This is a genomic window from Rhodopseudomonas pseudopalustris (genome assembly GCF_900110435.1).
In the GTDB taxonomy this organism is placed as follows: Bacteria; Pseudomonadota; Alphaproteobacteria; order Rhizobiales; family Xanthobacteraceae; genus Rhodopseudomonas; species Rhodopseudomonas pseudopalustris.
Genome location: NZ_FODT01000006.1, coordinates 337,455 through 363,971, shown reverse-complemented (window position 1 = coordinate 363,971; position 26,517 = coordinate 337,455). Strand labels below are relative to the sequence as shown.

The 26,517-nt window shown below is 66.2% G+C and carries 27 protein-coding genes, 1 tRNA gene and 1 pseudogene; 13 read left to right on the top strand and 16 right to left on the bottom strand.

Features of this window, described 5'->3' with window-relative positions; genetic code table 11:
* Positions 1-91: 91 nt before the first annotated feature.
* The 11 genes from BMY71_RS14555 to BMY71_RS14505 all read right to left on the bottom strand — a co-directional run bounded on the left by BMY71_RS14555 (position 92) and on the right by BMY71_RS14505 (position 11,004).
* Complete coding sequence (locus tag BMY71_RS14555; protein WP_092684581.1) at positions 92-1,081, bottom strand: Bug family tripartite tricarboxylate transporter substrate binding protein; 990 nt, start codon at positions 1,079-1,081, stop codon at positions 92-94.
* Between the two features lie 114 nt (positions 1,082-1,195).
* Positions 1,196-1,606: a Na+/H+ antiporter subunit G gene (locus tag BMY71_RS14550; RefSeq protein WP_092684579.1), complete on the bottom strand. Its 411-nt coding sequence runs from the start codon at positions 1,604-1,606 to the stop codon at positions 1,196-1,198.
* 7 nt (positions 1,607-1,613) lie between these two features.
* The gene (locus tag BMY71_RS14545; protein ID WP_011501097.1) at positions 1,614-1,883 is read right to left on the bottom strand and encodes a K+/H+ antiporter subunit F; all 270 of its coding nucleotides are present in this window, start codon (positions 1,881-1,883) and stop codon (positions 1,614-1,616) included.
* Entirely contained in the window at positions 1,880-2,368 is a 489-nt protein-coding gene (locus BMY71_RS14540) for a Na+/H+ antiporter subunit E (RefSeq protein WP_092684577.1), read from the bottom strand. The genes BMY71_RS14545 and BMY71_RS14540 overlap by 4 nt, the downstream gene beginning before the upstream one ends.
* Positions 2,365-3,900 carry a monovalent cation/H+ antiporter subunit D gene (locus BMY71_RS14535; protein ID WP_092684575.1) on the bottom strand — a complete coding sequence of 512 codons (1,536 nt, stop codon included), beginning with the start codon at positions 3,898-3,900 and terminating at the stop codon, positions 2,365-2,367. The genes BMY71_RS14540 and BMY71_RS14535 overlap by 4 nt, the downstream gene beginning before the upstream one ends.
* Complete coding sequence (locus BMY71_RS14530; protein ID WP_092684573.1) at positions 3,897-4,268, bottom strand: Na(+)/H(+) antiporter subunit C; 372 nt, start codon at positions 4,266-4,268, stop codon at positions 3,897-3,899. The genes BMY71_RS14535 and BMY71_RS14530 overlap by 4 nt, the downstream gene beginning before the upstream one ends.
* Entirely contained in the window at positions 4,269-7,145 is a 2,877-nt protein-coding gene (locus BMY71_RS14525) for a monovalent cation/H+ antiporter subunit A (protein ID WP_092684571.1), read from the bottom strand.
* A 339-nt stretch (positions 7,146-7,484) separates the two neighbouring features.
* Positions 7,485-7,895 carry a flagellar basal body rod protein FlgC gene (locus BMY71_RS14520; protein ID WP_011501102.1) on the bottom strand — a complete coding sequence of 137 codons (411 nt, stop codon included), beginning with the start codon at positions 7,893-7,895 and terminating at the stop codon, positions 7,485-7,487.
* A gap of 102 nt (positions 7,896-7,997) precedes the next feature.
* Positions 7,998-9,557 (bottom strand): DUF4407 domain-containing protein, encoded by a 1,560-nt coding sequence (locus BMY71_RS14515; protein ID WP_092684568.1) that lies wholly within the window; start codon positions 9,555-9,557, stop codon positions 7,998-8,000.
* A gap of 255 nt (positions 9,558-9,812) precedes the next feature.
* Positions 9,813-10,730, bottom strand: a complete 918-nt coding sequence (locus BMY71_RS14510; RefSeq protein WP_092684566.1) for a PepSY-associated TM helix domain-containing protein — start codon at positions 10,728-10,730, stop codon at positions 9,813-9,815.
* 49 nt (positions 10,731-10,779) lie between these two features.
* Positions 10,780-11,004 (bottom strand): hypothetical protein, encoded by a 225-nt coding sequence (locus BMY71_RS14505; protein WP_092684564.1) that lies wholly within the window; start codon positions 11,002-11,004, stop codon positions 10,780-10,782.
* A 535-nt stretch (positions 11,005-11,539) separates the two neighbouring features.
* Between BMY71_RS14505 and BMY71_RS25280 the strand changes: the two genes are divergently transcribed.
* The 4 genes from BMY71_RS25280 to BMY71_RS14485 all read left to right on the top strand — a co-directional run bounded on the left by BMY71_RS25280 (position 11,540) and on the right by BMY71_RS14485 (position 13,439).
* A complete protein-coding gene (locus BMY71_RS25280) occupies positions 11,540-11,881 on the top strand; it encodes a hypothetical protein (protein ID WP_041805116.1) in 342 nt (113 codons plus the stop codon).
* 81 nt (positions 11,882-11,962) lie between these two features.
* Positions 11,963-12,367, top strand: a complete 405-nt coding sequence (locus BMY71_RS14495) for a hypothetical protein (RefSeq protein ID WP_011501107.1) — start codon at positions 11,963-11,965, stop codon at positions 12,365-12,367.
* A gap of 341 nt (positions 12,368-12,708) precedes the next feature.
* Positions 12,709-13,050 carry a phasin family protein gene (locus BMY71_RS14490; RefSeq protein WP_011501108.1) on the top strand — a complete coding sequence of 114 codons (342 nt, stop codon included), beginning with the start codon at positions 12,709-12,711 and terminating at the stop codon, positions 13,048-13,050.
* A 170-nt stretch (positions 13,051-13,220) separates the two neighbouring features.
* On the top strand, positions 13,221-13,439 hold the full coding sequence (locus BMY71_RS14485; RefSeq protein ID WP_011501109.1) for a hypothetical protein: 219 nt from the start codon (positions 13,221-13,223) through the stop codon (positions 13,437-13,439).
* 115 nt (positions 13,440-13,554) lie between these two features.
* Here BMY71_RS14485 and BMY71_RS14480 read toward each other — a convergent pair whose 3' ends face one another.
* A complete protein-coding gene (locus tag BMY71_RS14480; RefSeq protein ID WP_092684562.1) occupies positions 13,555-15,243 on the bottom strand; it encodes an MFS transporter in 1,689 nt (562 codons plus the stop codon).
* Between the two features lie 161 nt (positions 15,244-15,404).
* Here BMY71_RS14480 and BMY71_RS14475 point away from each other — a divergent pair.
* The 6 genes and pseudogenes from BMY71_RS14475 (at position 15,405) to BMY71_RS14450 (ending at position 21,460) form a co-directional block, all read left to right on the top strand.
* A pseudogene (locus BMY71_RS14475) lies at positions 15,405-16,778 on the top strand (hydrolase).
* Positions 16,779-16,853: 75 nt separating this feature from the next.
* A complete protein-coding gene (locus BMY71_RS14470) occupies positions 16,854-18,242 on the top strand; it encodes a cytochrome P450 (RefSeq protein ID WP_092684560.1) in 1,389 nt (462 codons plus the stop codon).
* Between the two features lie 263 nt (positions 18,243-18,505).
* Complete coding sequence (locus tag BMY71_RS14465) at positions 18,506-18,982, top strand: tellurite resistance TerB family protein (protein ID WP_011501113.1); 477 nt, start codon at positions 18,506-18,508, stop codon at positions 18,980-18,982.
* 194 nt (positions 18,983-19,176) lie between these two features.
* The gene (locus tag BMY71_RS14460) at positions 19,177-19,956 is read left to right on the top strand and encodes an SDR family NAD(P)-dependent oxidoreductase (RefSeq protein WP_011501114.1); all 780 of its coding nucleotides are present in this window, start codon (positions 19,177-19,179) and stop codon (positions 19,954-19,956) included.
* A gap of 119 nt (positions 19,957-20,075) precedes the next feature.
* Entirely contained in the window at positions 20,076-20,576 is a 501-nt protein-coding gene (locus BMY71_RS14455) for a nuclear transport factor 2 family protein (RefSeq protein WP_011501115.1), read from the top strand.
* Between the two features lie 71 nt (positions 20,577-20,647).
* Positions 20,648-21,460, top strand: a complete 813-nt coding sequence (locus BMY71_RS14450; RefSeq protein ID WP_092684558.1) for an enoyl-CoA hydratase — start codon at positions 20,648-20,650, stop codon at positions 21,458-21,460.
* Positions 21,461-21,668: 208 nt separating this feature from the next.
* Here BMY71_RS14450 and BMY71_RS14445 read toward each other — a convergent pair.
* A tRNA-Ala gene (locus tag BMY71_RS14445) sits at positions 21,669-21,744 on the bottom strand.
* A 191-nt stretch (positions 21,745-21,935) separates the two neighbouring features.
* Between BMY71_RS14445 and BMY71_RS14440 the strand changes: the two genes are divergently transcribed.
* The 3 genes from BMY71_RS14440 to folD all read left to right on the top strand — a co-directional run bounded on the left by BMY71_RS14440 (position 21,936) and on the right by folD (position 23,570).
* Complete coding sequence (locus BMY71_RS14440) at positions 21,936-22,226, top strand: YggT family protein (RefSeq protein WP_011501117.1); 291 nt, start codon at positions 21,936-21,938, stop codon at positions 22,224-22,226.
* Between the two features lie 32 nt (positions 22,227-22,258).
* On the top strand, positions 22,259-22,582 hold the full coding sequence (locus BMY71_RS14435) for a DUF167 domain-containing protein (protein WP_092684556.1): 324 nt from the start codon (positions 22,259-22,261) through the stop codon (positions 22,580-22,582).
* A gap of 100 nt (positions 22,583-22,682) precedes the next feature.
* Complete coding sequence (folD, locus tag BMY71_RS14430; RefSeq protein ID WP_011501119.1) at positions 22,683-23,570, top strand: bifunctional methylenetetrahydrofolate dehydrogenase/methenyltetrahydrofolate cyclohydrolase FolD; 888 nt, start codon at positions 22,683-22,685, stop codon at positions 23,568-23,570.
* Between the two features lie 169 nt (positions 23,571-23,739).
* Here the strand turns inward: folD and BMY71_RS14425 are convergent, their stop codons facing one another.
* The 3 genes from BMY71_RS14425 to BMY71_RS14415 all read right to left on the bottom strand — a co-directional run bounded on the left by BMY71_RS14425 (position 23,740) and on the right by BMY71_RS14415 (position 26,378).
* On the bottom strand, positions 23,740-25,221 hold the full coding sequence (locus tag BMY71_RS14425) for a M20 family peptidase (protein ID WP_092684554.1): 1,482 nt from the start codon (positions 25,219-25,221) through the stop codon (positions 23,740-23,742).
* A 36-nt stretch (positions 25,222-25,257) separates the two neighbouring features.
* Positions 25,258-25,794, bottom strand: coding sequence for an inorganic diphosphatase (ppa, locus tag BMY71_RS14420; protein ID WP_011501121.1), 537 nt, complete (start codon positions 25,792-25,794; stop codon positions 25,258-25,260).
* A 74-nt stretch (positions 25,795-25,868) separates the two neighbouring features.
* On the bottom strand, positions 25,869-26,378 hold the full coding sequence (locus tag BMY71_RS14415) for a GNAT family N-acetyltransferase (protein ID WP_011501122.1): 510 nt from the start codon (positions 26,376-26,378) through the stop codon (positions 25,869-25,871).
* Positions 26,379-26,517: the final 139 nt, after the last annotated feature.

The window sequence follows — 26,517 nt, the reverse complement described above, 5'->3', positions numbered from 1 at the left end:
TCACTTCCACGCATCGTCTTCCCCTCGAAGCATTCGCATCGAAGGGAATCATGCCGAGAGGCCTGCCGCCAGTGCCTTTTTCAACAGCCTGCTAGGTCGGTTGCAGGCCGAGGGCCTGTCCGCTCTCGACCCAGACCGGCAGTTCGCGCTGATACAATTCGTTGCTGTCCTTGAAGCCGAGCGCCGGCTCGAGCATGAAGGTGGCGAGCACGGCCTTCACCTTCGGATCGTCATTGGCTGCGACGAACAGCTTCGCCAGTCGATCGACGGTCGGTTGCGGCGTCGCTTTCGGCACCGCCCAGCCGGTGAAGCCGCTCACGGTGAAGAACTTCGCCGTCGCGCCCTGCTCGGGCAGGGTCTTGATGGCCGGAAGCGCATCGACCTTTTTGGAATGCACCGCGAACACCGTGCCGCGATCGTTCTGCAGCGCGGCTTGCGCGGCGGTGTAGCTCCCCATCGCGACGTCGAGCGAGCCTTCCAACAGCCCCGTCCACATCGGCGCTTCTCCGCGATAATGGATCGGCTCGATCGAAAGACCGTATTGTTTCTTGAGTTCGTTGATCGTGATGTGCGGCGCCGAGCCGGCGCTGTAGGTGCCGAAATTCACCTTGCCGCTGTTGCGGGCGAAGGCGACGAAATCGTCCAGATTTTTGATGCCGTGCTTGGCGCTCGCGACCAGCAGCAAGCCGCCGCCCGGAATGACGCTGATCAGCGTCAGGTCCTTGTCCATGTCGTAGCCGGGATTCTTCATCATCACGCGGTTCATCAGGAAGGTCGTCGAGATCGAGCACAGGATGGTGTGGCCGTCCGGCTCCGCGCGGGCCACTTCCGCAGTGCCGATCGAACCCGAGGCGCCGGCCTTGTTTTCGATGACGACGGTCTTGTCGAGTTGCTTGGCGAGGAAGTCGCCGAAGGCGCGCGCCAGCAGGTCGGTCTGGCCGCCGGCCGGGTAGCTGCAGATCATCCGGATCGATCGGGACGGCCACGCCTCCTGCGCCGAGGCCCCGCGGAGAACAGACGGCATCGCGATGGCGGTGACGCCGGCCGCGATGAAATGACGGCGATCGAGCTTCGCTGACATGTTCCCTCCCAGATTTTTGTCGAGGGTATCCCAGGGTTCAGCGGCAGCCACCAGCAAAGAGCGGGACAGATTGGCGCAGGCGGGAGGAGGCCGGCGCCATCGAATGGTTCGCGGTTATTTCGGCGCCCCCGCCCCCGCGCCCGCGCCCGGTGGCGGGTCGTCGTCCGGACCAACTCGGTCGAGCGTCGCCCAGCCTTCCTCGCCGGGCGGCGCCGGCAGGCTCTGCTGCAGCGCAATGTTGCGCAGGATGTGGGCCTTGGAAATCATATGCGCGGTGATCGGCGCGGTCAGGAACAGGAACACCGTGATGACCAGCTCGTGCAACGACGGCGCGTCCTGCAGCAGCGCGAAATACAGCATCGAGGCGATCAGCAGCGCGCCGATGCCGAGCGTGGTCGACTTGGTCGGCGCATGCAGCCGGCGCATGATGTCCGGCAGTTTCACCAGGCCGAACGATCCGACGAACAGAAACAACGCGCCGATCAGGATCAGCGCCGAAACCAGGATTTCGCTCAGCCACGCCATCGCCGACCTATTCGATCACATTGCCGCGCAGCAGATATTTGCAGAACGCGACGGTCGACAGAAATCCGACGGTCACGATCAGCAGCGCGATCTCGAAATACAGGCTGGTGTTGAACCAGAGTCCCATCACCACCACGAGCCCGACGGCGTTGACCACCAGCGTCTCCAGCGCGAGAATCCGGTCGAGCACGTCGGGGCCGCGGCCGAGCCGGTAGAGGTTCATCAGCATCGAGACGCTGATCGCGGCGACGGCGATGAGGCACGCTGTTGCGATCATCCGAAGATCTCCTGCAGCCGTCGTTCGTAGCGGGTCTTGATCTGCGCCACCGCGCCGGCGGGGTCGGTGGTGTGCAGACAATGCACCAGGATAGCGCTGCCGTCGGCGGAGAGATCGGCGCTGACGGTGCCCGGCGTCATGGTGATCGTCCCCGCCAGCAGCACGATGGCTTCCGGCGAGGTGATGTCGAGCGGCACCACGATGAATTGCGATTGCAGGCTCGCACTCCGCCGAAACAGAACCCAGGCGGCGACCTGGACGTTGGAGACGACGATGTCCCAGACGACGATCGCGCAATATTCGACGATCATCAGCGGATTGCGGATCGTCGGCCGCACCGGCCAATACGGGCTGGTGAACAACGGAATCACGATCCCCAGCACGAGGCCGAGCAGCACGTTGCCGAGCGAGACCGAATTCATCAGCGCGACGAAGACGGCGGCGATCACCAGGGTCAACACCGGATGAGGAAGCACTTTCATCATCGCGGCTCGCTCCGTGACAGCGCCGTCGCGGCCGGATTCACCGCGCCGACATAGGCCTTAGTGTCGAGCGTCTGCTGCGCGGTCGTCGCGAGTTCGCGCGTGATCGGACCGGCGAACACCGAGAGCAGCACGGTAGCGCCGAGCAGGCCGGCGATCGCCGCCACCGGCAGCGCGATCGAGGATACAGGCCCGACTGATTCAGGAGGGCGGTCGGCGACCTTCCAGAACAGCGTGCTGCCGGCGCGGGCGAAACCGATGATCACCAGCAGGCTGGTGGCGAGCAGCATCACCCAGCTCGCGACCGCAAGGGGACTGCGCCAGGTCGCATCGAGGATCAGCAGCTTGCCGAGAAAGCCCGACAATGGCGGCATCCCGGTGATCGCGATCGCGGCGACGAAGAACAGGCCGGCGAACAGATTGGCATGGGGAAGCAGCGGCGTCGGGGTCAGCCGGTCGGCGACGCTCCCGCGGCGCGCGCTGACCAGATCGGCGAGCAGGAACAGCGCCGCGCCGCTCAGCGTGCTGTGCAGCAGGTAGTAAAGCCCGGCGGACAGCCCGCTCTGATCGAACAGGCCGAACGCCAGCAGCAGCGAGCCCATCGACCAGACGATCGAGAAGCACACCAGCCCCAGCAAGGTCGGGCTCGCCAGCACGCCGACGGCGCCGAGCGCCAGCGTCGCCAGCGCGGCCGGAATCACCCACGGCGATGCGATGCCCGCCAGCGCGCCGGCATCCACGCCGAACACCAATGTGTAGACCCGCACGATCGAATAGGCACCGACCTTGGTCATCATCATGAACAGCGCCGCGACCGGCCCCGGCGCGGCCGCATAGGCGGAGGGCAGCCACCATTGCAGCGGCACCAGCGCCGCCTTGAGTGCGAACACCAGCAGCAGCAGCAGCGCGCCGACGCGCAGGATCGCCTCGTCGCCGGGCGCGATCTGCGCGACCTTGATGGCGAGATCCGCCATGTTGAGCGTGCCGGTCACCGCGTAGATCAGGCCGACGGCAAACAGGAACAGCGTCGAGCCGATCAGGTTGATCGCCACGTAATGGAAGCCCGCGCGCAGCCTTTGCGCGCCGCCGCCATGCAGCATCAGGCCGTAGGAGGCGATCAGCATGACTTCGAAGAATACGAACAGGTTGAACACGTCGCCGGTGAGGAACGCCCCGTTCAGGCCCATCAGTTGAAACTGGAACAGCGGATGGAAATGCCGGCCGGCGCGATCCCAGCCAGCCATCGCATAGATCAGCACCGCGACCGCCAGCATTGCGGTCAACAGCAGCATCGTCGCCGCGAGGCGATCGAGCACCAGCACGATGCCGAACGGCGCGCGCCAGTCGCCGAGCAGATACGGCACCGGCGGGCCGTCCGCGGCGGACGCGTAGAGCCAGACGGTGATTGCCAGCAGCGCGAGCGTCGCGGCCGGCGAGACGATGCGCTGGCTGGCGAGATCGTGGCGCAGCACCAGCACCAGGAAGGCCGCGACGATCGCGGGCAGCACGATCGGCGCGATGATCAGATGAATCATCGGCGCGCCGCCTTGCGCTTGCGTGGGTCGTTCGGCGCTGGCGGCCCTTCGCCGTTCTCGACCCGCTCCGTGCCGGTCTCGAGGAATCCGCGCAACGCCAGCACCACCACCAGCGCCGTCATCCCGAACGAGATCACGATCGCGGTCAGCACCAGCGCCTGCGGCAGCGGGTCGGTGTAGTCGGTGACGCCCTTGGTGATGATCGGCGGCTTGTCGATCGAAAGCCGTCCCATCGCGAACAGGAACAGATTGACCGCATAGGACAGGAACGTGGTGCCGATGATCACCGGGAAGCTGTGCCGGTTCAGCACCAGATACAGCCCGACCATGGTCAGCACGCCGATGCCGCTCGCGACCAGGATTTCCATTCAGCCCTCCTGGTTGGACGGCGGCGGGAGCCGCGGCCGCATCGGTGCGCGGGGCACCAACGGAATGTCGGACGGGCCGAGCGGCGCCGGCGTCCGCTTGGCGCGGCGTTCGACGCGCGAGATCTGCGACAGCGCCAGCACCACGGTCCCGACCACGGCGAGGAACACGCCGATATCGAACAGGATCGCGCTCGCCAGTTCGACATCGCCGATCAGCGGCACCGGCACGTAAACGAAGGCGCTGGTCAGGAACGGGCGTCCGAACAGGATCGCGCCGATGCCGGTCGCGGTCGCAATGAGCACGCCGGCGCCGAGCAGCCGATGGCCGTCGATCCGTCGCTGGTCGGCCGACCAGGCGTAGCCGCTCGCCATGAACTGCATGATGATCGCGGTGGCGACCACCAGTCCGGCGATGAAGCCGCCGCCGGGCTGATTATGGCCGCGCAAGAAGATGTAGACCCCGACCGTGATCGCCAGCGGCAGCAGCACGCGGGCCGCGACGACGAGCACCAGCGGATGGGCGTCGGCCGAATCGGTGCGCTGGCGCATCGCGTCGAGCCGCCGCGCCGCGGCGCCTTCGAGCGCGGAGCTGAGCAGCGCGTAGATCACCAGCGCGGCGATGCACAGCACGATGATCTCGCCAAAAGTGTCGAAGCCGCGAAAGTCGACCAAGATCACGTTGACGACGTTGGTGCCGCCGCCGCCCGGCTTGGACTCGGCGAGGTGGAACGCCGAGATCGAGCTGAAGTCGCGCGTCATCACCGCATAGGCCAGCGCCGCCGCCGCGAGTCCGCCGGCGCCGGCGATCACGCCGTCGCGCAGCCGCCGGCCGAACCGCGGCTCCGACGGCGTCAGCTTCGGCAGCAAATTGAGCGCGAGCAGCAGCAGGATCACGGTCACGACCTCGACCGAGATCTGCGTCAGCGCCAGATCGGGCGCCGAGAACTGCATGAAGGCGAGCGACACGATCAGACCCGCCACGCCGCTGAGGATCAGGGTCAGCAGGCGATGGACGTGAAACATCATCACCGCGAGGCTGGCGGCGATCAGCAGAATCCACCCCACCACCGCCGGCAGATTGACCGGCAGCAACGCCCGGGCGCCCGCGTCATGCCGGCCGCCGAGGAAGCCGACGAGGCCCACCGCCAGGACGGTCGTCGTGATCACCGCGAGATAGCGCGGCAGCGACTCGTTGTGCAGATGGTGGATGGTCCAGCGCGCGCCGTGCACCGCCGCGGCGACCACGGCGTCGAACATCGCCTTGGCGTCCGGCCGCGGCAGCCAGCCGCGCACGCGCTGCATCGGCGCATGGACGATCAGCAGCAACAGGCCGCCGGCCAGCGCGATGCCGCTCATCAGCAGCGGCCAGGTCAGGCCGTGCCAGATCGCCAGCTTCTGGAACGATAGCGTCCCGGCGCCGACGACGGCCTGCGCGGTGCGCTCGACGACGGCGCCGGCAAGCAGCTGCGGCCACAGGCCGATCGCGATCACCGGGATCACCAGGGCTGCGACCGGCGCCCACATTCCGAACGGCGGATCGTGCGGGGTCTTCGGCAAGGCAGCGTGGCGCTGCCCGAGATAGGTGGAGAATGCGAACCGCGCCGAATAGGCCACCGACAGCAGCGCGCCGAGCGTCGCCGCCGCCGGCACGATCCAGGCGCTGCCGAGCACGCTGGCCTCGGTCGCGGCCTCCAGCATCATCTCCTTGGACAGGAAACCGTTGAGCAGCGGCACGCCCGCCATCGACGCGGCGGCGACCAACGCCAGGACGGCGCTGATCGGCATCGGCCGCAACAGCCCGCCGAGCCTGCGCAGGCTGCGGGTGCCGGTCTCGTGATCGACGATGCCGGCGCTCATGAACAGCGCCGCCTTGAAGGTCGCGTGGTTGAGAATGTGAAACATGCAGGCGATCACGGCGTAGCGGGTGCCGAAGCCGAGCAGCATCGTCATCAGGCCGAGATGGCTCACTGTCGAATGCGCCAGGATGCCTTTGAGGTCGTCCTTGAACAGCGCGATCCAGGCGCCGATCAGCATCGTCACGAGCCCGGTGGTGGCGACGATCCCGAACCACAGCTCGGTGCCCGACAGCACCGGCCACAGCCGCGCCAGCAGGAACACGCCGGCCTTCACCATGGTGGCGGAGTGCAGATAGGCCGAGACCGGCGTCGGCGCCGCCATCGCGTGCGGCAGCCAGAAGTGGAACGGAAACTGCGCCGATTTGGTGAATGCCGCGCCGAGCACCAGCAGCAGGATCGGCACGTACAGCGCCGAGGCCTTGATCGCGTCGCCGCGCTGAAGAATGTCGGTCAGCTCGTAGGAGCCGGCGGCCTGGCCGAGCAGCAACATCCCCGCCATCAGCAACAGGCCGCCGCCGCCGGTGACGACCAGCGCCATCCGCGCGCCCTGCCGGCCCTCCGGCAGATGGTGCCAATAGCCGATCAGCAGGAACGAACTCAGGCTGGTCAGCTCCCAGAACACCACCAGCAGCAGGATATTGTCGCTGATGACGATGCCGAGCATCGCGCCCTGGAACAGCAGCAGAAATGCGAAGAACCGCCCCATCGGATCGTCGCGATCGAGATAGAAGCGGGAATAGATGATCACCAGCAGCCCGATCACCAGGATCATCGTGGCGAAGAACAGGCCGAGCCCGTCGAGGAAGAAGCTGAACGACAGGCCGATCGCCGGGACCCATGCGGCGCCCGACCGGATCGTCGCGCCGTCGAACACCGCGGGCGCGTTGGCCAGCAGGATCAGCAGCGCGCTGAGGCTCACGCCCGCGGTCACCAGGGTGCAGGCGTTCCGTCCCGAACGGATCGCCACCAGGGGCAGGACAGCGCCCACCAGCGGAATCAGAGCAATCAGAGCAAGCTGCATCCACCCCTTCCGTGCGCGCCGCGGTCCGCGGTTCCAGCTTCCGTATCTGCGACCGCGGAAAGCTCAGCTATCGGAGATGCTTGATAGGGTTTGCAGGATTGGCGGCCGGATGCAAGGGCGGGAAGCCGCCGGGCCATTCCGGGAAGGGCCGCGCAGCGGCACGATGCAATCAAACGAGGGGCCTGTCCGTGGGTGGGTCTCGCAATGTCGCCCCGCGCGATCGGTGAGGGAAGGCGGCATATCCGCGCGCCACGGCGCGATCGAGGCGCCCGCCGGCCTTCGACGCCATGCCGGCTGAATCAGGGGGCTGCGCCGTCCCTCGCTGGAGGCTCGGCTCGGCTAGGCCGTGGCGTCCAGCAGCGCCTTGCTCATATCCCGGTCGGCTTTCAGCGACGCGAGATTCGCCGTGTAGCTGTAACGCGCGACCAGCTGGCCGATGAATTCCTGGGCCAGATCGACATTCGGCGCGGCGACCTGGCCGTCCTGATTGGCGAACGGCGCCTGCGGATCGGAGATCGCGACGGCGCCTTGCGAGGTCGCGGAGACGGTCGTCTGCGTGCCGCCGCCCGCGACGGCGGTCTGGTTGACTTGCAATGGCCTGTAGGCCTGCGGCGCACCGGCCGGCACGGCGCCGTTCGCCGCCGGCAGCGCGCCGGTCGACTGCTGATTGGCGACGTTGCTGGCCGAGACTTCGAGCCGTCGCGTCGCGGCATTCATGCCGGAGACGGCGATTGAGGCAATGCTGGTCATGGCGCGCTCATGCTGCGGTAGCGATGCGGGGATTTAGCGCCCGCACCCCGGAATGATCCGTTCACCAGACGGCGACAATTCGAACGATTGCGGTGGCCGCTCCTACACCGGAAGCAAGGTCGACGCCGGCCGCGGGCTGCTTCGGACCGGTCTGCTTGGCCGCGGAATCGGAACGCTCTTCTTGCCGGTGCCGCGCAGCGCGGTGAGCGGCATCTGCTTGCGCCGGTCTTCGATGCGCCGCTCCGGCTCGTACAGCCGGCCGGTCTGCAGCCCGGTCAATCCACGCAGCACCGCGTCGAGTCCGGTCGCATGCGCGGGAACGATGCTCGGCGCGGTGTCCTCGCGGAGCTCGATCACCTCGTTGTTGTCCGCCGCCTCGGCGCGGCGACAGCCGCGCGCGACATGGGCCTGGATCTTGAAGGCGTAGACGCTGGGCGGCGAGAAGAAGATCTTCGCCACCACCGGCACCACTTCGAGGAAGATGATGAACAGCCGCGTCATCCACGACACCATGGTGATCGTGGCGCCCTGCTGCGGATCCTGCTTCAGCTGTTCGAACGCAGCCATCCGGGTCAGCGGATCGCTGGCCGAGCCGGCCTCGCGATACTGAAATTCGGTGCGCAGCTTCTGCCAGTAGGCGTCGATGCGCGGCTGCCGGCTCGCCTGCAATTGCTGCAGGCTGCTCTGCGTGGCCACGATCTGTGCCTGGATCCGGCCGCGCTCGTCGTCCAGCCGCGCTCGTTCGGCGGCGCGCTGGCGTGTTTCCTGATCGACGAGCTGGCTTCTCGCGGTCTTGAGGTCTTCCTGCTTCGACCGGGTGTGCGCCAGCTCGGCCGTCCGCGCAGCGATCTGGCGTTCGATCAATTCCTTCTGTCGCCGGGCGAATTCATAGCGCGGCCCGAAGCCGGGGCGCATGCTGCTTTCGGCGTCGAGCCGCTGGCCGAACTCCTCGGCGTTCATTTCGCTGGCGGCTTTCCGCATCGCCGGCTCGAGCTGCTTCAGTTCGCCGAGCAACGCGTCCTCGCGCACAACGAGGGCTTTGATCTGCTCGTCGATCGCATCGAGTCCGGCGATGGCCGCGGCGGCGTTGGTCGACTGCGCGAATGTCGCTTGCAGAGACTGCTCCAGGGCCGTCAGCGACGCGCTCTGTTGCTCGATCTCCGCGTTCAGCCCGGTCTCGAAGGTCGCCAGTTTCTCGAACAAGGGTTTGTTCGCGACGACGCGGTTGGCTTCGATCCGCTCGGTGATCGTCGAGGAGAACATCGCCAGCTCGAGGAAGGAGGCGATCACCGAGGCGAGGATCAGCGAGATCGTCAATCGCACCGCGATCCGGCCAAAGCGCAGCAGCGAGCGGCCGGCTTCGGCTTCGCTCTGCACCGCGGCGCCGACGTCCTGGGCCGCCGTTTGGGTGAACCAGTCCGACTGAAACAGCGCGCGATCGAACAAAAATAGCGTCAGCGCGATCACCAGCGCGACAGGAATTCTCAACCATAGTTCGGGAATGATGTAGCCGAGCGAATAGACCGACACCCCGAACACCACGATGAAGGACAGGCACAGCGAGTAGCCGAGCTGCCGCACCCACATCTTGTCGGTGTCGGGGCAGGAGGCGATCAGCTTTCCGTCAATCCCAGCGATCAAGTACAATGTTCGGTCGAGCATGGCGCTTCTGCCTTCGAGTTTACGCCGCGCGTCGTTTTTTGATTTGGTCAGCAGAGGCTGGACCGTGTGGGGTCGGCGCGGGCGGGGCCAGGCGCGTTCCGGTTTCTCCGGAGCCGCGTGATATTGTCCCGAACGTATTGGCGGAAACCCCACCGATGCGTTAATCGCCGCCGCGCAGAAAAAAGATGCGCGGCGGTTGCTTAATGCTTTGAATCGGAAATGATAATCACTCTCGCTCAGATAGTTTGTTCGGCGTCACGCCGGCGTCGCCGCCGTCCGATCGCGCGTCTTGGCCGCGCTCTGCGGACGTCGCCGCAACTTGCGGCGCGACCACAGCATGACGCCGGTGGCGAGGAGTCCGAACAGCACGACCGAAACCACGACGTTGAGCGATCCGGCGATCAGCGCAGACCAATTGCCTTCGTGCAGCAGCCGCGGCCAGTTGCGCGGCAGCGGCGTCACGCCTTGCGCGGTGAAGGTATAGGCGCGTAGTTCGCCGGCTTCGTAGACCCGCGCCATCATCCGCCCGCCGCGATTGGCGATCATCGCGAGATGCGCGACGTCGTGCGATTGCGCGATCGCCCGGACGGCGTCGGCGAGTGGCAGCGTCGCCGCGGCCGGCGGCGGGTTGCCCTGCAGCGTCAACCCGAGCACCATGAACAGGCCGGTGATGGGACTGAGCAGCAGCAACGGCAGCGTGAACCACGCGGCGCCCTTGTGCCAGCCGGAAAGGCTGTTGCGCAGCCGCGGCCAGCCCATCAACACTCCGAGGCCCATGATCACCACCATCGCAATGGTCGAGGCGATCACCAGCCAGTCATGACCGAGCAGATGTTCGTGGGTGCGCCGCGCCCAGAGCAACACGTCGCCGACCGGATCGGACGCCGTCGCCGCCTCGCCGGTGGCGAGGTCGATCACCGGCGCATTGACGCCGAGCAGGCGCATCTGTTGTCCGCTGGCGTTGATGGCCAATCCGCGGGCCTTGGCCGCCGGATCGTAGCGCTGCAGCAGGCCGGTGAGGCGATCGGCGTCGGCCATGCCGGCGGGCAGGCCGCGGTTCTGGATGATCGGCTCGACCGACAGGATCAGCCCGGTAAAGATGATCGCGATCAGCGGTATCGCAAACACCAGGCTGATCCAGCGGTGCAGTTTAAGAAGCAATGCGTTGTTCATCGGAATTCCAATCGTTGTATGCGCGGCGCTCGTTGTCGCGGTCGGTGTGTCAGGGGTGCGCCGCCCGCGCGGCCGTCAGCCCTTGCCGCAGCTTGCGGTCGTCTCCGGTCAGATCGGCTGCCTTCTGCGTCCTCGGGCGCGCCATCTGCGAGGCCTGCGGTTGATCAGGCGGGTTGCCGGCGATCGTCTCTAACTCATCCAAACTTTCGGGAGGCTGACAGTCGCGCCGGACGACGATCGCTTCGGGAATTCGCCCGGCGTTCGGCGGCGTCATGAAGACAGCCCGATGCGGCGTGGTGAAGGTCCCTCTTGTTCGTTTCGAACCGTCCCGGTTTTCCACGAATCAATTTCACGAATCACTCGGGCGCGACGGTGTGCATCGCCGCGAATCATCTGCGTGCATCGCAATGCCTGTCCGGGAAAATCCGGACGTTTCTCGTCGAACTAACTGTTCGAGAGCCGCCGGAAGCGGCACGTCGACACGTCGCAGCGCTTTCATCGCCGTTGGCGAAGAGTTCCGGACGAGGATCTGACGACCGTCGCCAGGCGGCTTGCCCGGATCTGACCTCTAGCTGAAATGTGACTGTTTCCAAGCTGATAGGGATCGGTAACAGAAATTTCGAAGCAGCGCAGCCGCGGCGCGCACGCCGCATCCGCAGCCCTCTTCGATATTTTCCGCGGGCTGCCGGATGTCTTCATTCTTCCGGCATTTAGTCTGATTAAACTTGTGCCTGTTGAATTTCCCGAGTGTTGCTACGATGCTGCAATTGAAACCGGTATCGTGCAAACCCAACTGGTATGGAGGTAGTATGCGCTCCTCAACGATGATCCTGCTCGGCTCCGTCGCCCTGGTTGCTGCGTTCGCGGTCAGCGACCGCGTCGGCGGCCCTCGTGGCGTGCTGATCGAGCCCGCCGTCGCTGCGACGCCGGTGGCTCCGCCTGTCAGCGCCTTCCGGACCGTGACATCGTCGTCGTGCTCGGCGAACGGCTGTCCCACCACTTGCGAAGCCGACGAGGCATTGATCTCAGCGATCTGCATCGGCTCGAGCGGTGCGAAGTTCAGCGATAATCTTCTGGTCGAGAACGGACAGATCACCGCAAGCTGCGGCCCGTCCTCGACTGCCATCGTGGTGTCCTGCGCCCGCAAATAAGCGCCGCAGGCACTTCTCAAAGGGGGCTGCGCGGTCAGGCGTCTGAGCGCGGAGCCCTCTACAGTACCAAGGGTCAAACCGATGCAAAACTGGTTCGTCGCACTCGCGGTCGCGGTGCTCGTCGTCATCGGCTTCGCCGCCGGACCGATGTCCGTCGTCGTCGCCTTCCTGTCGTTCTGGGTCACCCTGTATCTGGTCTGGGCCTACGAGCTCGGCTTCAAGGATACCTGGGCGCGCTACGGACTCAATCGGGTCAAGCCGCCGTTCTGGGCTGAAGAGAACAAGGCATGGTTCATGCCGATCTTCGACGATCGCCTGAAGGTGGTGAAGGCGGCTGCCGTATCGCTGCTGATCGTTGCGTTCAGCCTGATGCTGCCGGTGTCGGTGGTGCGGATCGCCACGCTGCTCGTGCTGGCCTGGTACGTCAGCGAGATTTACCGGGCGCAGAAGAACACCGATCAGCTCGATCGCGCGCGGTTCAATTAACGGCCGCGCATTCGCGAGCGCAGTGCGGGCGATCGCCGTCTCGTCCGCCCGCCCTGCCCGCCCCCGCCTTGGGCGGCGCGAGCGTCATCTGAGGTGCTCGCCCGCCCTGGGCGAGCTTGAGGGGTGGCGCGTCACGGACTGCGGCGACGGCATCTGAGCGGCCATCCTTCGAGCTTCGCTACGCTCCGCCTCCGGATGACGCCGGCGCCTGCGGAATACGCGGATTGCTTCCACCGCGTTTTGAATTAGCCATTTTTTCAAACTGTCACCGCCGCCACTGGACGGCGCGGGCGATTTGTACATCAATATGACAACGACGCGTGTGGCTCGAGGAGATTGCGATGGCAGACAACAACTCATCCGACGTCATCCTGACGATGATGTCCAAGAACCTCGAACAGGCGCGCGGCGCGATGAACAACTATCTGCAGTTCATCGAGAAGAGCCTTTCGGTCTCGCCGATGGGAACGAGCAGCCAGGCCAACACGCTGAAGGGCTATGTCGAGAAGAACGTCCAGGCGACCTTCGACTTCTCCGAGCAGTTGCTGCACGCCAAGGATTTCCAGGACGTCGTCCGGATCCAGACCGAATTCCTGCAGACCCAGTTCCGGGTCCTGACCGATCAGGCCAAGGATGTGGTCGAGATGACCAAGCCGACGGTCATCGTCCCGCGCGATGGTTAGGGCCTGATCCCGACAAAGCGGATACGCAGTACGGGTTTCGGACGATCGCGCTCCACGAAGTCGCTGGACCCGGTCGCAGTCCGGCTCGCCGAGGGCGCGGTGGGAACCAAACCGGCCGCGCCCGATTGGCATCACGCCCCGGCAGTCGACCGAGCATTTGGACAGGCGCCATGTTGAGATCAGGTCTTTCAGTCATTTCGCTGTTGTTGCTGGCGTCGGCGGCGCAGGCCCAGTCCGGCCGGCCCGATCCGGGCTGCGGTCGCGACGTGTCCCGGTTCTGCCGCGCCGTGATGGATCAGGGCGACGGCGTCATCCTCAACTGTCTGCAGCAAAATCGCGCGCGTCTGAGCAAGAAATGCGCCAAGGTGCTGACCGACAACGGCCAGTAGCCGATAGAGCGTTTTCGAGCGAAGTGGGTACCGGTTCGCGTCAAGAAAACGCGTCAGAACAAAAATTTGGAGCTTCTCCGGTTCTGATTCCATCAGAACCGGAGAAGCTCCATTTTCAGGTCGAACCGCCGCTGACGCCTGCGACCGGCAGCACTTCGGTCCCGGTGGGGCGATCGGGCGACTCGTCCTTCCAGCGCACCGATCCGAACGGCCGCTCCAGCATCCGGCGCACCCGGATCGGGGCCGGCCCGCGGTGAAACGCCATTGCGCGCTGGTGCATGGCGCGATCGTGCTGAGTCGAACGGCTTCGCTGTCGCAGATAGTCCAGCCACGTCGGGCAGTGATAGCGCTCGGTCCACAGTTCCGGGTCGGCGATGTCGCGGGCGATCGACCAGCCATAGGCGCCGTTACGCTGGCGGCTGAGCTGGACCTGCTGCATCACGCCGTGAAACGCGCGGGCGTCGTCCTGATCGACGCGGTAATCGATCTCGATCACCACCGGTCCGCTGCGCGGCGTCAAGGCCAGCCGCACTTCCGGGTCGGCGAGGAGCTCGGCATCCTCGGTCTGGGTGCCGACCGACGGCATTCGCAGAAGCAGTCCGACCAGCGGCGAGACCAACATCACCCCGGCCGAGATCAGCATCGACGGCGCAACGCCCGCCAGATCGGCGACATGGCCCCAGACCCAGCTTCCGATTGCGATGCCGCCGGCGATCGACGCCTGAAACGCCGCCAGCGAGCGGCCCGCCACCCAGCGCGGCGCGGATAGCTGCACGCCGATATTGAACAGCGCGATCGCCAGCATCCACACCGCGCCCGCGACCACCAGCGCCGCGGCGCTGATCAGCGACGAGCGGCTCAGCGCGACCGCCGCCATCGCCAGGCCCATGATGATCGCGCAGGAGCGCACCGCGGCTTCGCTGCTCAGCCGTTCCCGCGCCAGCCCGACATTGAGCGCGCCGATCACCGCGCCGACGCCGAACGCGCCGAGCAGGATGCCGTAGGTCTCTGCGCCGCTCTTCAGCAGGTCCCGCGCCACCAGCGGCATCAGCGCCAGCACCGAGCTGCCGGCGATCCCGGTGACCAGCGTCCGCGTCAGCACGATCCGGATCGAGGGGGAGTTGGCGATGTAGCGCACGCCGGAGACGATCGCGCGATTCATCCGTTCCGGCGGCAACCGTGGCGGCGCGCTGACGCGCCGCCACAGGAACAGCACCATCAGCAGCGGGAGATACAGCGCCGCATTGGCCGCGAACGCCGCAACCGCGCCGGCCGTCGCCACCACGATGCCGCCGACCGCGGGGCCGAAGCTGCGGGCGATGTTGTAGCTGATGCCGTTCAGCGCCACCGCCGCCGGCAGCGCCTCGCCCGGCACCTGTTCGCTGACCGAGGCCTGCCAGGCGGGGCCGAACAGCGCCATGCCGGTGCCGATGACGAAGCAGAAGGCGAGCAGGATCTCCGGAGTCACCAGGCCGAGATGCGCCAGCACCGCCAGCACCGTCGAGCCGCCGAGGCCGAGCGTCAGCGACGCCAGCGCCACGATGCGGCGATCATACATGTCGGCGATCGCGCCGGCCGGCATCGCCACCAGCATGATCGGCAGCATCAAGGCGGTCTGCACCAGCGCGACCTTGTCGGCGGACGACGCCATCTGCGTCATCGCCCAGGCGGCGCCGACGCCGTTGATCATCAGGCCGAGATTGGACAGAAGACTCGCCAGCCAGATCCGCCGGAACAGCGCGTAGCGCAGCGGCGCCGCGACGCCGCCGGCGGAGAACACGCCTCGCTTCGCTCCCCCCGTCATCAAGCCCCTTTCTCCCGACGTTATCCTCGCCGCGCCGGCGCCGATTCCCGGCGCTCGGCTGCAGTGATGCCTGCGAAACTCCGGACCTGTCCAGTGCCAACGCCGCTTTGAGCGGCGCCAAGCGCCTGCTACGATTCGGGAAAATCAGGGAGGCCGACGACGTGCAAACCACCAGGCGCAGCATCTTGAAAGCTCTCGGGGCGTTGCCTCTGGCGCTCGGCGGGCCGACCTTGCAGGCGTTCGCCCAAAGCCCCGCCGCGCTGGCGCTGGAGACGCCGGTCCCGCCGATCCTGTTCGTGCACGGCAATGGCGACCATGCCGCGCTGTGGATCACCCAGATGTGGCGGATGGAATCCAATGGCGTCGCCCGGCAGCGTCTGGCGGCGGTGAATTTCACCGACCCGCTGGCGCGCAATGACGACACCGTGTCGCAGCCCGACCGGTCCTCGACAGAAGACCAGCGCCGAGAACTGGGCGCCGCGATCGCCGATCTCAAGCGCCGCACCGGCGCTGCGAAAGTCGCGCTGGTCGCAAGCTCGCGCGGCGGCAATGCGGTGCGTAGCCTCATCAAGGCCGGCGCCGCCGCTGACGTGTCGCACGCGGTGTTGTGCGGGACGCCCAATCACGGCGTCTATGCCTGGGATGCCGGCCTCGGCAACGAGTTCAACGGCAAGGGACCGTTCCTGCGCGGGCTGAACGACGGCGCGTCCGAAGTCACCGAGGGCGTCGCGTTCCTGACGCTGCGCAGCGACGGCATCGACAAATACGCCCAGCCCGACGGTCGCTTCGTCGGCAAGCCGGGCACGCCGACCGGGGTGACGGTGGAAGGGCCGGAGCTGCGCGGCGCCACCAATCTGGTGCTCGGCGCGCTCGACCATCGCGAGGTCGCGTTCCATCCCCGGGCGTTCCGCGAGATCTACAAGTTCATCGCCGGCCGCGAGCCCTCGCTGATCGCGATCACGCCGGAGCAAGCGGTCAAGCTCAGTGGGCTGGTCACCGGCACGCCGGGCGGCGTGCCGACCAACCGGCCGGTCGCCGGTGCGATCGTCGAAGTGTTTCGTGTCGCGCCCGACAGCGGCGAGCGGATCGGGGCGGCGCTGTACAGCGGAAAGACCGGAGCCGACGGCCGCTGGGGGCCGGTCGACACGCAGCCGCCGTGGCCGCTGGAATTCGTGCTGACGTCGCCGGATGCGACGATCACCCACATCTATCGCTCGCCGTTTCCGCGCTCGTCCGATGTCGTGCATCTGCGCGCCGCAAAGCCCGCGACGCCGCCCGAAGCCGGCGTCGGCGCGGTGGTGATGATGTCGCGGCCGCGCGGTTATTTCGGCCTGCCGCGCGACGTCGTGCTGCTCGACGGCAAGTAGCCGACCGACGTCAATCCGGGCGTGCCGACCGATTCGGTGACGACGTTGAAGCTGCCGGCGTCGGAGGCCGGCCGCGCGGTCGTCGGCCTGTTCAACGAGGAGCGGATCGTGGCGCGGGCATGGCCGCTATCGGAGAACCGCGTCACTGTGGCGGAGCTGACGTCCTGAACTGGCCTTTTCTGCGCCCCGTTCGCACCTTAGCTTGATCGGAAGGGTGGAACTGATCAAGCCAAGGAGCGTCATGTGAGCATCGCCGAGGTCTACGACGTTGCTGATCGCCGCGCGCCGCTGCTGCCGCCGACGCCGCCGCGCGCGCCGGACAATATGACGGCGCTCGGCCGGCTCGCGGCGCTTCGCAACAATGCGATCGCGACCTGGGGCCAGCGCGCCTATCAGGACGATCTCATCAAGGGCCGGTTCTTCAATCACGCCAGCTACATCCTCAACACGCCGGATGCGATCCGGCATGTGCTGATCGACAATTACGAGAACTACACGCGCACCGCGGCGGGCATTCGCGTGCTGCAGCCGATCCTCGGCCAGGGCCTGCTGCTCGCCGAAGGCCGCGCCTGGAAGCATCAACGCCGCACGCTGGCGCCGGCGTTCACGCCGCGCGCGGTCGGCACGCTGGTGCCGCATATGATCTCGGCGACCGAGGAGACCATCGCGGAGCTGCAGGGCAGCCTCGGCGCGCCGGTCGATCTGCGCGAGGCGATGCAGCGGCTCGCGCTGGAAATCGCCGGACGGACGATGTTCTCGTTCGCGATGGGTCGCCATGGCCAGACCCTGCGCGACTTCGTCATGGAGTACGGCATGAAGCTCGCGAGCCCGCGGTTTCTCGACCTGCTGCTGCCGCTGGGATGGCCGAGCCCGCAGGATATTTCGCGCGCGTTGTTCCGCCGGCGCTGGACGAGATTCATCGGCGAGTTGATGGCCGCGCGCCGCGCCGCCGGCAAGACCGAAGGCGCGCCGCCGCGCGATCTGTTCGATCTCATGGTGGTGGCGCGAGACCCCGAGACCGGTGAAGCCTTCTCCGAGGATCAGCTCGGCGATCAGGTCGCGACCATGATCCTCGCCGGCCACGAGACCACCGCGACCGCGTTGTTCTGGGCGCTGTATCTGCTGGCGCTCGATCCCGCCACCCAGCAGGACGTCGCCGACGAGGCACGCAGCGCCGGCAAGGATGAGACGCCGGCGATCGAGCGGCTGGCTTTCACCCGTGCGGTGCTCGACGAAACACTGCGGCTGTATCCGCCGGCGTTCCTGATCGCCCGCGAAGCGGCCGGGCCGGAACGCGTCGCCGGCCAGACGATCCGCAGAAAGGACGTGATGCTGATCGCGCCGTGGCTGCTGCACCGGCACGAGAAGCTGTGGGACAATCCTTCGGCCTTCATGCCGGCGCGCTTTCTGCCGGGCACGCCGCCGCCGGACCGGTTCGCCTATCTGCCGTTCGGCGTCGGGCCGCGGGTGTGTATCGGGGCGCATTTCGCGCTGGTCGAGGCGACGCTGGCGCTGGCGCGGATCGTCGGCGCGTTCCGGATCGAACTGATCGACCGCACGCCGGTGATGCCGATCGGCATCGTCACCACCCAGCCTGACCACTCACCTATGTTCCGGCTGACGCGCCGCTGATCAAGCAGGCGTCATTTAGTAGCGACCGCCCCAGGGCCACGGCGAATATGTCTGCGCGCTGAAGCGATCGCCCCGATCGAGAAACAGGCGGCGCTGCGCGGCATCGCCGACAGGGTGCTGGTGTATGAGATTCCTTAACGCATTGGCGACATTGCCGAACGGTCATGAAGTCCGCTGGAACCCGGCCCGATTGCCGACGTTACGATTTCGCGTCATAGAGCGAGCCTGAGTTCGCGCCCCTTATCGTAAGAGCTTGAAAGCGGATGCTGGACAAACTGCGCCAATTCATTTCGGAAGTGGTCGCGCCGACTGCGCCGGACGAACTGACCTTCGATGACGGCGGCTATCGGCTGGCGGCGACGGCGCTGCTGATTCACGTCATCTCGCTGGATGGCGAACCCTCCGAGGTCGAGCGACGTAAACTGCATTCGTTGCTCGAAACACGCTTTCATCTCGATGCCGCAACCGCCAACCGGCTGGTCGCATCGGCCACACTGGTCGAGGGTGATGCCGTCGATCTGTATCATTTCACCAGCGTTATCATGCGGTCGGTCAACGAGCAGGGCAGGCTACGCATCATCGAGATGATGTGGGAGTTGGTGTTCGCGGACGGCAACGTCACCGAGTTCGAGGAGAACGTGGTCTGGCGCGCCGCCGACCTGCTCGCGGTGTCTTCCCGCGACCGCGTCAATCTGAAGCGCCAGGTCGCTTCGCAGTCGGAAGCGGACCCTGCGAACTAAGCCCTACACAGTCCGGCCGATGCACTACCTACTACCGATTCGTCACGACTTGCGCTCACTGCGCGTCAGTTCGACGCGGAAGGCTGGTTGGGAATCGACCGTCGGGACGGCAATGGTCTTGCACGCAGCTTGCTTCTTGCCTAAGGCCTAGCGATGATCGGGCCATTCGATCCTCAATTTCAAGAGTTTGAATCGTGACTGAACGCGTGACATTGATTACGGGGGCATCGGCGGGAATCGGTGCGGAGCTGGCGCGTATTTTTGCGGCAAATGCTCACAGAGTAGCCTTGGTGGCGCGCCGCGCCGACCGGCTCGAAGCGCTGGCGGCCGAAATCATCGCCAAAGGCGGGCCGGAGCCGATTATTATCGCCTGCGATCTCGGCAAGCCCGAAGGCGCCGACGAAATCGTCGCCCGGCTGGCCGCGGCGGGGGTCGAGGTCGAATATCTGGTCAACAATGCCGGCTATGGATTGTTCGGCCGCGCCGCCGAGATCGACCGGGCTGATCAGCTCGGCATCATCGATCTCAACATCCGTGCGCTGACCGATCTGTCGTTGCGCTTCGCCGACAGCGTCACCCGGCTGCGCGGCGGCATCCTCAACGTCGCCTCGATCGCCGGATTCATGCCTGGGCCGGGAATGGCGGTGTATTACGCGTCCAAGGCCTATGTGCTGTCGCTGAGCGAGGCGCTGCATCAGGAACTCGGCAAGAAGGGCGTCCGGGTCACGGCGATCTGCCCGGGACCGGTGCCGACCGAGTTCCAGTTGCGCGCCAGTATCGAACCCGGGATCGATTCGGCGATCCTCAACGTGTCGCCGGCCGAAGTCGCCCGCCAGGGCTATCAGGGGCTGATGAACAACAAGCGGCTGGTGCTGCCCGGGGTGGGCGTCAAGATCGTGCCGTTCCTGCTGCGGTTCTTCCCGCGCGGCTTCGTGCTCGCCGCGGTCGGCGGTTTCCAGCAACGCCAACGCTGAGCGCGCGAAGCGGCCGAATAGGCCGCAGCCTTCTTCCGGAAACACGCTTCCCTTTCCGCCGCATCGATTGCTAGGCTTGCCCGAAGCGCCGGCGCACGACCGGCCATCAGGGAGGCGGCATGACCAGCGAGGAATTCGCGCGGCTGTTGGAGGATTTCACCCGCGCGGCCGAATCCGGCGACGGCGCCCGGTTCGCGACGCATTTCACCGAAGATGCCGTGTATCACGACTACATCTACGGCCCGCATAGCGGCCGCGCCGACATCGCGCACATGATGCAGAATCTGTTTCATCGCGACGCCGCCGACTATCGCTGGGAAATGTTCGATCCGGTCTGCAACGGCGATCTGGGCTACGCCTGGTCGCTGTCGAGCTTCACTTCGACGGTCCCGGACTTCGCCGGCAAGCCGGTGGTGATCGACGGCATGAGCCGCTTCGTGCTGCGCGACGGGCTGATCGCGGAGTATCGCGAATCGGTCAATGGCGGCGTCGCGATGCAGCAGCTCGGCGTCGCGCCGGACCGCATGGCAAAAGTGTTCCGGCGCTGGAGCGGCTGGCTGCAGGACAGCCCGGAAACCAAGGCCTATCTGGCGCGGCCGAAGGGCTCGCGCCGCGCCTGACCACCCCTCCGCCGATCGACATCGAGCCAGCCCGCCAAGGGCGCAACAAGAGCAAAAAGGGAGACGCGCCGATGGATTACCAGGACATCACTTACGAGGTCGCCGACAGGATCGCGACCGTCACACTGAACCGGCCGGACCGGATGAATGCCTGGACGCCGGTGATGGAGCGCGAGGTGCGGCAGGCGATGGAGCAGGCGGCCGAGGATCCGGACGTCCGCGTCATCGTGCTGACCGGCGCGGGCCGTGGCTTCTGCGCCGGCGCCGACATGCAGGTGCTGCAGACCATCGACCCGTCCGACATCCGCCGCGCCTCCAGCCTGCCTGCGTTCGACATGAACCGCCGGGCCGACTGGCAGACCCGCTACGCGTTCTATCCGGCGATCGGCAAGCCGGTGATCGGGATGCTGAACGGCGCCACTGCCGGCATCGGCCTCGTGCATGCGCTGTATTGCGATGTCCGCTTCGCCGCCGACAGCGCGGTGTTCACCACCGCGTTTTCGCGGCGCGGGCTGATCGCCGAGCACGGCATTTCCTGGATGCTGCCGCGCATCATCGGCCACGCCAACGCGCTCGATCTGTTGATGTCGGCGCGGCGGGTTTCGGCCGAGGAGGCGCTGCGGATCGGTCTGGTGAACCGGCTGTACCCGTCCGATCAGCTTCGCGAGCAGACCTACGCCTATGCCCGCGACCTGGCCGACAACGTCTCGCCGGCCTCGATGCGGGTGATCAAGCGGCAGCTTTACGAGGTGCCGTTCCAGACCCTGGCGGAGGCGACGATCGAGGCCAATCGGGAAATGGTGGTCTCGCTCGGCAGCGAGGACTTCAAGGAAGGCGTCGCCAGCTTCGTCGAAAAGCGACCGCCGCAGTTCAAGAGCGCGTAGGGCACCGCTCGCCCGACCTGGCGGCTTTGATCACACAAAAAACCCATCCTGACCCCGGCGAAGCTTGAAGAGCCAAGCCGGGTGTCTCGAAACATGGGCCGCGCCCTCTCGCCCAGAGGCGATGGAGCTATGCCTGGGGTAAGGTCGAGAATTCTCGGGAAACGTCGGTGCTGGGATTGTCCTGCGGGATCCAACTCCCGGAGGAAGTTGGTGGAGCCAGGCGGGATCGAACCGCCGACCTCGTCATTGCGAACGACGCGCTCTCCCAGCTGAGCTATGGCCCCTCCGCGATCGGCACAGCGATGCACCGGTCAACGAACGCCGCCATTTACAGTCCCCGCTAAGGCCAAGTCAAGGACGTGCCGTGTCGTCGGCATTGGGCTTTATTTGCAGTGAGTTCCCTTGTTTGGACCGTGCTGAAACGATATTTACGGCCTAGCCTTTCCGCGTTCGAACCCGCGAGATTTCCACCGCCATGCGCGCCATTCTCGACATCGTCCTCATCATTCTCGATCTTTACATCTGGTTGTTGATCGCCTCGGCGATCCTGTCCTGGCTGATCGCCTTCAACGTCGTGAACACGCGTAACCAGTTCGTCGGTGCGGTGTCGGATTTCCTGTACCGGATCACGGAGCCCTTGCTGGCGCCGATCCGGAGGATGATGCCGTCGCTCGGCGGGCTCGACATCTCCCCGATCATCCTGATCCTGCTGATCATGTTCCTGCAGCGGGTGATCACCTATTACATCTACCCTGCGGTGTTCTGAGCCGCTGACCGTCCGGTCCCGGAGTTTCCACGATGGAGGCCTGGCGGTATTCTGCCCAGGGCGTTGCCGTTGCGGTGCGAGTCACCCCGCGCGGCGGCCGCGACGAGGTCGACGGGCTGGAGACGCTGTCGGACGGCCGTCCGGTCGTGAAGGTCCGGGTTCGCGCCATCGCCGATGGCGGCGAGGCGAACCGGGCGGTGATCGAACTGCTGGCGAAATCGCTCGGCGTGCCGAAACGAAACGTCCGGCTGCTGTCGGGGGCGACGTCCCGGCAGAAGCAGATCGCGATCGACGGCGATCCAACCAAGCTCGGTGAGGCGCTGCGCCGACTGACGGCGGCCAAGCCGGCCGAATAGCGAGCAGGGGAGGCCCACCAGGGCGACTTCGATCGCCTCTCCGTCCGGAGAGGCTTTTTGTTTTTCGATGCGCACGCATCATCCCAAGCGAGGGGACGACATGACAGCCCGGATCATCGACGGAAAAATCATTTCAGCCGATTTGCGTGGCCGCGTCGCCGCAGAGGTGACGCGAATCAAGGCCGAGCACGGCATCACGCCGGGTCTGGCGGTGGTGCTGGTCGGCAGCGATCCGGCCTCCGAGGTCTATGTCCGCAGCAAGCACAAGCAGACCCAGGAAGCCGGCATGGCGTCGTTCGAGCACCGGCTGCCGGCCGACGTGGCGCAGGCCGATTTGCTGGCGCTGATCGGCCAGCTCAACGCCGATCCGGCGGTGCACGGTATTTTGGTGCAATTGCCGCTGCCGAAGGGGCTCGACAGCAATGCGGTGATCGACGCGATCGATCCGGCCAAGGATGTCGACGGTCTCAACCCGGTCAATGCCGGCCGGCTCGCCAGCGGGCTGTTCGCGCTGACGCCGTGCACGCCGCTCGGCTGCATCATCATGGCCAAGCAGGTCCATGCCTCGCTGGAGGGCATGAATGCGATCGTGATCGGCCGCTCCAATCTGGTCGGCAAGCCGCTGGTGCAGTTGCTGCTCAATGAGAACGCCACGGTGACGATCGCGCATTCGCGCTCGCGCGATCTGCCGGCGCTGTGCCGTCAGGCCGATCTGGTGTTCGCCGCGGTGGGCAAGGCCGAAATGGTCAAGGGCGACTGGATCAAGCCGGGCGCGACCGTGATCGACGTCGGCATCAACCGCACGCCGTCGCCGGACGGCGGCAAGGACAAGCTTGTGGGCGACGTCGCCTTCCATGAGGCCAAGGACGTCGCCGGCGCCATCACGCCGGTGCCGGGCGGCGTCGGGCTGATGACGGTGGCGTGCCTGCTGGTCAACACTGTCCGCGCCGCCAGCGCGATCCACGGCCTGCCGAAGCCGGGCGTTTGATGATCTGATTCCAACGCCGTCATGCTGAGGCGCGCGCCGGTTTCGGCGCGCCTCGCAGCATGCGGCAATCTGGATGGCGTGCGCGGCCCATCCTTCGAGGCCGCCGCTGCGCGGCGGCGCCTCAGGATGACGTGCGAGGTGTTGAAAGGCTGCTTGGAAGCTGTCGCCTTCAGCCGGCCGTGTTCTGGATCAGCCGTTGATAGAACCGGATCATGTCGGCGTAGTTCTTGATGCTGATCCGCTCATTGGTGCCGTGGAAGCGCTTGAGGTCTTCCGAGGTCGCCCGGACCGGCGAGAACCGGAAGATGTTGTCGGCGACGTCCGCATAATGCCGCGAATCGGTGGCGGCGATCATCAGACCGGGCGCCACGACGACGTCCGGGAAGATCTCGCGGATGGTGAGGTTCAGCGCGCCGTAGGACGGGCTCGCGGTGCCGGTCACCGGCGGCGGATCGAAATTGCCCTCGAACGGCTTGATCGCGATCTTGTCGTTGGCGACGGCGGCGCGGACGTGGTCGGTGACGCTCGCCTGCGTATCGCCGGGGAGCAGGCGGAAATTGACGCTGGCCTCGGCAATGCCGGGCAGCACGTTATCCTTGTCGCCGGCGTTGAACACGGTCAGCGCGGTGGTGGTGCGCACCATCGCCTCGGTGGTGCCGCTCTTCTGGAATTCCCGCAGCAGCAGCGGCTTGAACAGCCACAGATTCGACAGCACGACGCGGTTGAAGCCGCTCATCTCCGGCGCCAGCGTGTCGAACATGTCGGCCACCGCACCGCGCACCCGCATCGGCAGGCGTTTGTCTTCCAGATGGGTCAGCGCCGCGGCCAGCATCCCGATCGCAGTGTCGCGCGGCGGCATCGAGGAATGGCCCGGGGTGCCGCGCGCGGTCAGCACCAGCGTCGCGTAGCCCTTTTCCGAAACGCCGATCAGCGCCGCCGGCTTGTTGAGACCTTTCATCACGCCTTCGGTGATCAGCAGGCCCTCGTCGAGCACGAAGTCGAGCCGGACCTTGCGCGCGGCGAGCAGATCCGCGATCTGCTTCGCGCCGCGCAGGCCGGAGACTTCCTCGTCATGGCCGAAGGCGAAATAGATCGTCCGCTTCGGCCTGAAGCCCTGCTTCGCCATCAGCTCGGCGGCTTCGAGCATCGCGTAGAGGTTGCCCTTGTCGTCCCACGCGCCGCGGCCCCAGATGAAGCCGTCGGCGATCACGCCGTCGAACGGCTTCTGCTGCCAGTCCTGCTCGGTCTTCGGCGCAATCGGCACCACGTCCTGATGCGCCAGCAGCGCGATCGGCTTGGTCTGCGGGTCCGAGCCCTGCCAGGTGTAGAGCAGGCTCTTGCCGTTCACGAGCTCGCGGGTCGCTGCGGCGTGGAACGCCGGGAAGCTCGCCGCGATATGCGCCTGCAAACCGCGCAGCGCCTCGGCGTCCTGCTCCGGGTTGAGGAAGTTGGAGATGGTCGGAAAGCGGATCGCCTCGGCCAGGCGTTTCGCCGCGCCCTGATCGTCGACCGCGATCGGCGGAGCGGGATCGACCGCGATCTGCCGCGACGGCTGCCGATAGGCGTTGTAGGTCAGCACCGCGGCAAGGCCGGCGACCGCGACCAGCGCGATCACCACGATGTTGCGGATCCATCTCAACAGCCGGCGCATCGCAATCCCCCTCGCGGCCGGCGACGCCGCCGATGCTTAAGTTTTCGCCGCCTTGGCCCGCTCGATGCCCTCGAGGATCAGCCTGTGCGCATCCTCGGCGCCGCCCCAGCGCAGGATCTTCACCCATTTGCCGGGTTCGAGATCCTTATAATGCTCGAAGAAGTGCTGGATCTGCTGCAGCGTGATATCGGGCAGGTCGGAATAGGTCTTCACCCGGTCGTAGCGCTGGGTCAGCTTCGACGACGGCACTGCGATGATCTTCTCGTCATGGCCGGCCTCGTCGCTCATGAACAGCACGCCGACGGGGCGGACGCTGATCATCGCGCCCGGCACGATGCCGCGGGTATTGGCGACCAGCACGTCGCACGGATCGCCATCGTCCGACAGCGTGTGCGGGATGAAACCGTAGTTCCCCGGATAGCGCATCGCGGTATAAAGAAACCGGTCGACCACCAGGGTGCCGGCGGCCTTGTCCATTTCGTACTTGATCGGCTCGCCGCCGACCGGAACCTCAATGATCACATTGACATCATGAGGCGGGTTAACGCCGACGGGAATTGCGTCGATGCGCATCGACTGCTCCGGATTGACTTGAGTGCGGGACGAACCGAATAGCCCGAGCTAGCGCCGTTCGCCAGCGCAAAACGTCAGTTGCTCCAGGCGAAGGCGACCTTGTCGAGCGACTTCTGGCCGAACCGCTCCGAGGAGCGCGCCACCATCCGGCCGCCGAGCGCCCGGTAGAACTCGGTCGCCGGCTCGTTGTCCGACAGCGCCCAGATCACCATGCTCTTCAGGCCGCTCTGCCCGAGGTCGCGGCGGGCCGCGGCGAACAGCCGCCGGCCGAAGCCGAGCCCCTGGAATTCCGGCCGCAGATAGAGCTCGTAGATTTCGCCCTCGAAATGCAGGCTGCGGGCGCGGTTGCGGCCGTAATTGGCGTAGCCGGCGACCTTGTCGCCGAAGCACAGCACGCTGACCCGGCTGCCCTTGCGGATCGCCGAATCCCACCAATTGGGGCCGCGGCGATTGATCAGTTTTTCCAGCTCGGCTCCGGGGATGATGCCCTGATAGGCAGATCGCCAGGCTTCGTCATGGGTGGCGGCGACGGCGGAAGCATCCGCAGCCCTGGCCGGCCGAACCTCGATCAGCGTTGTGCTCATGACCGTGATCAAAGCAAGTCACGGGCGCGGCTTCAAGGTCCAACGTTAATTATCGGTTAACATGTGGATTTCCTGCATCACCGCGGACAGGATTGTGCCGGAATCGGACAGGCCGGGCGGTGCAGGGCGGTCGCGAACG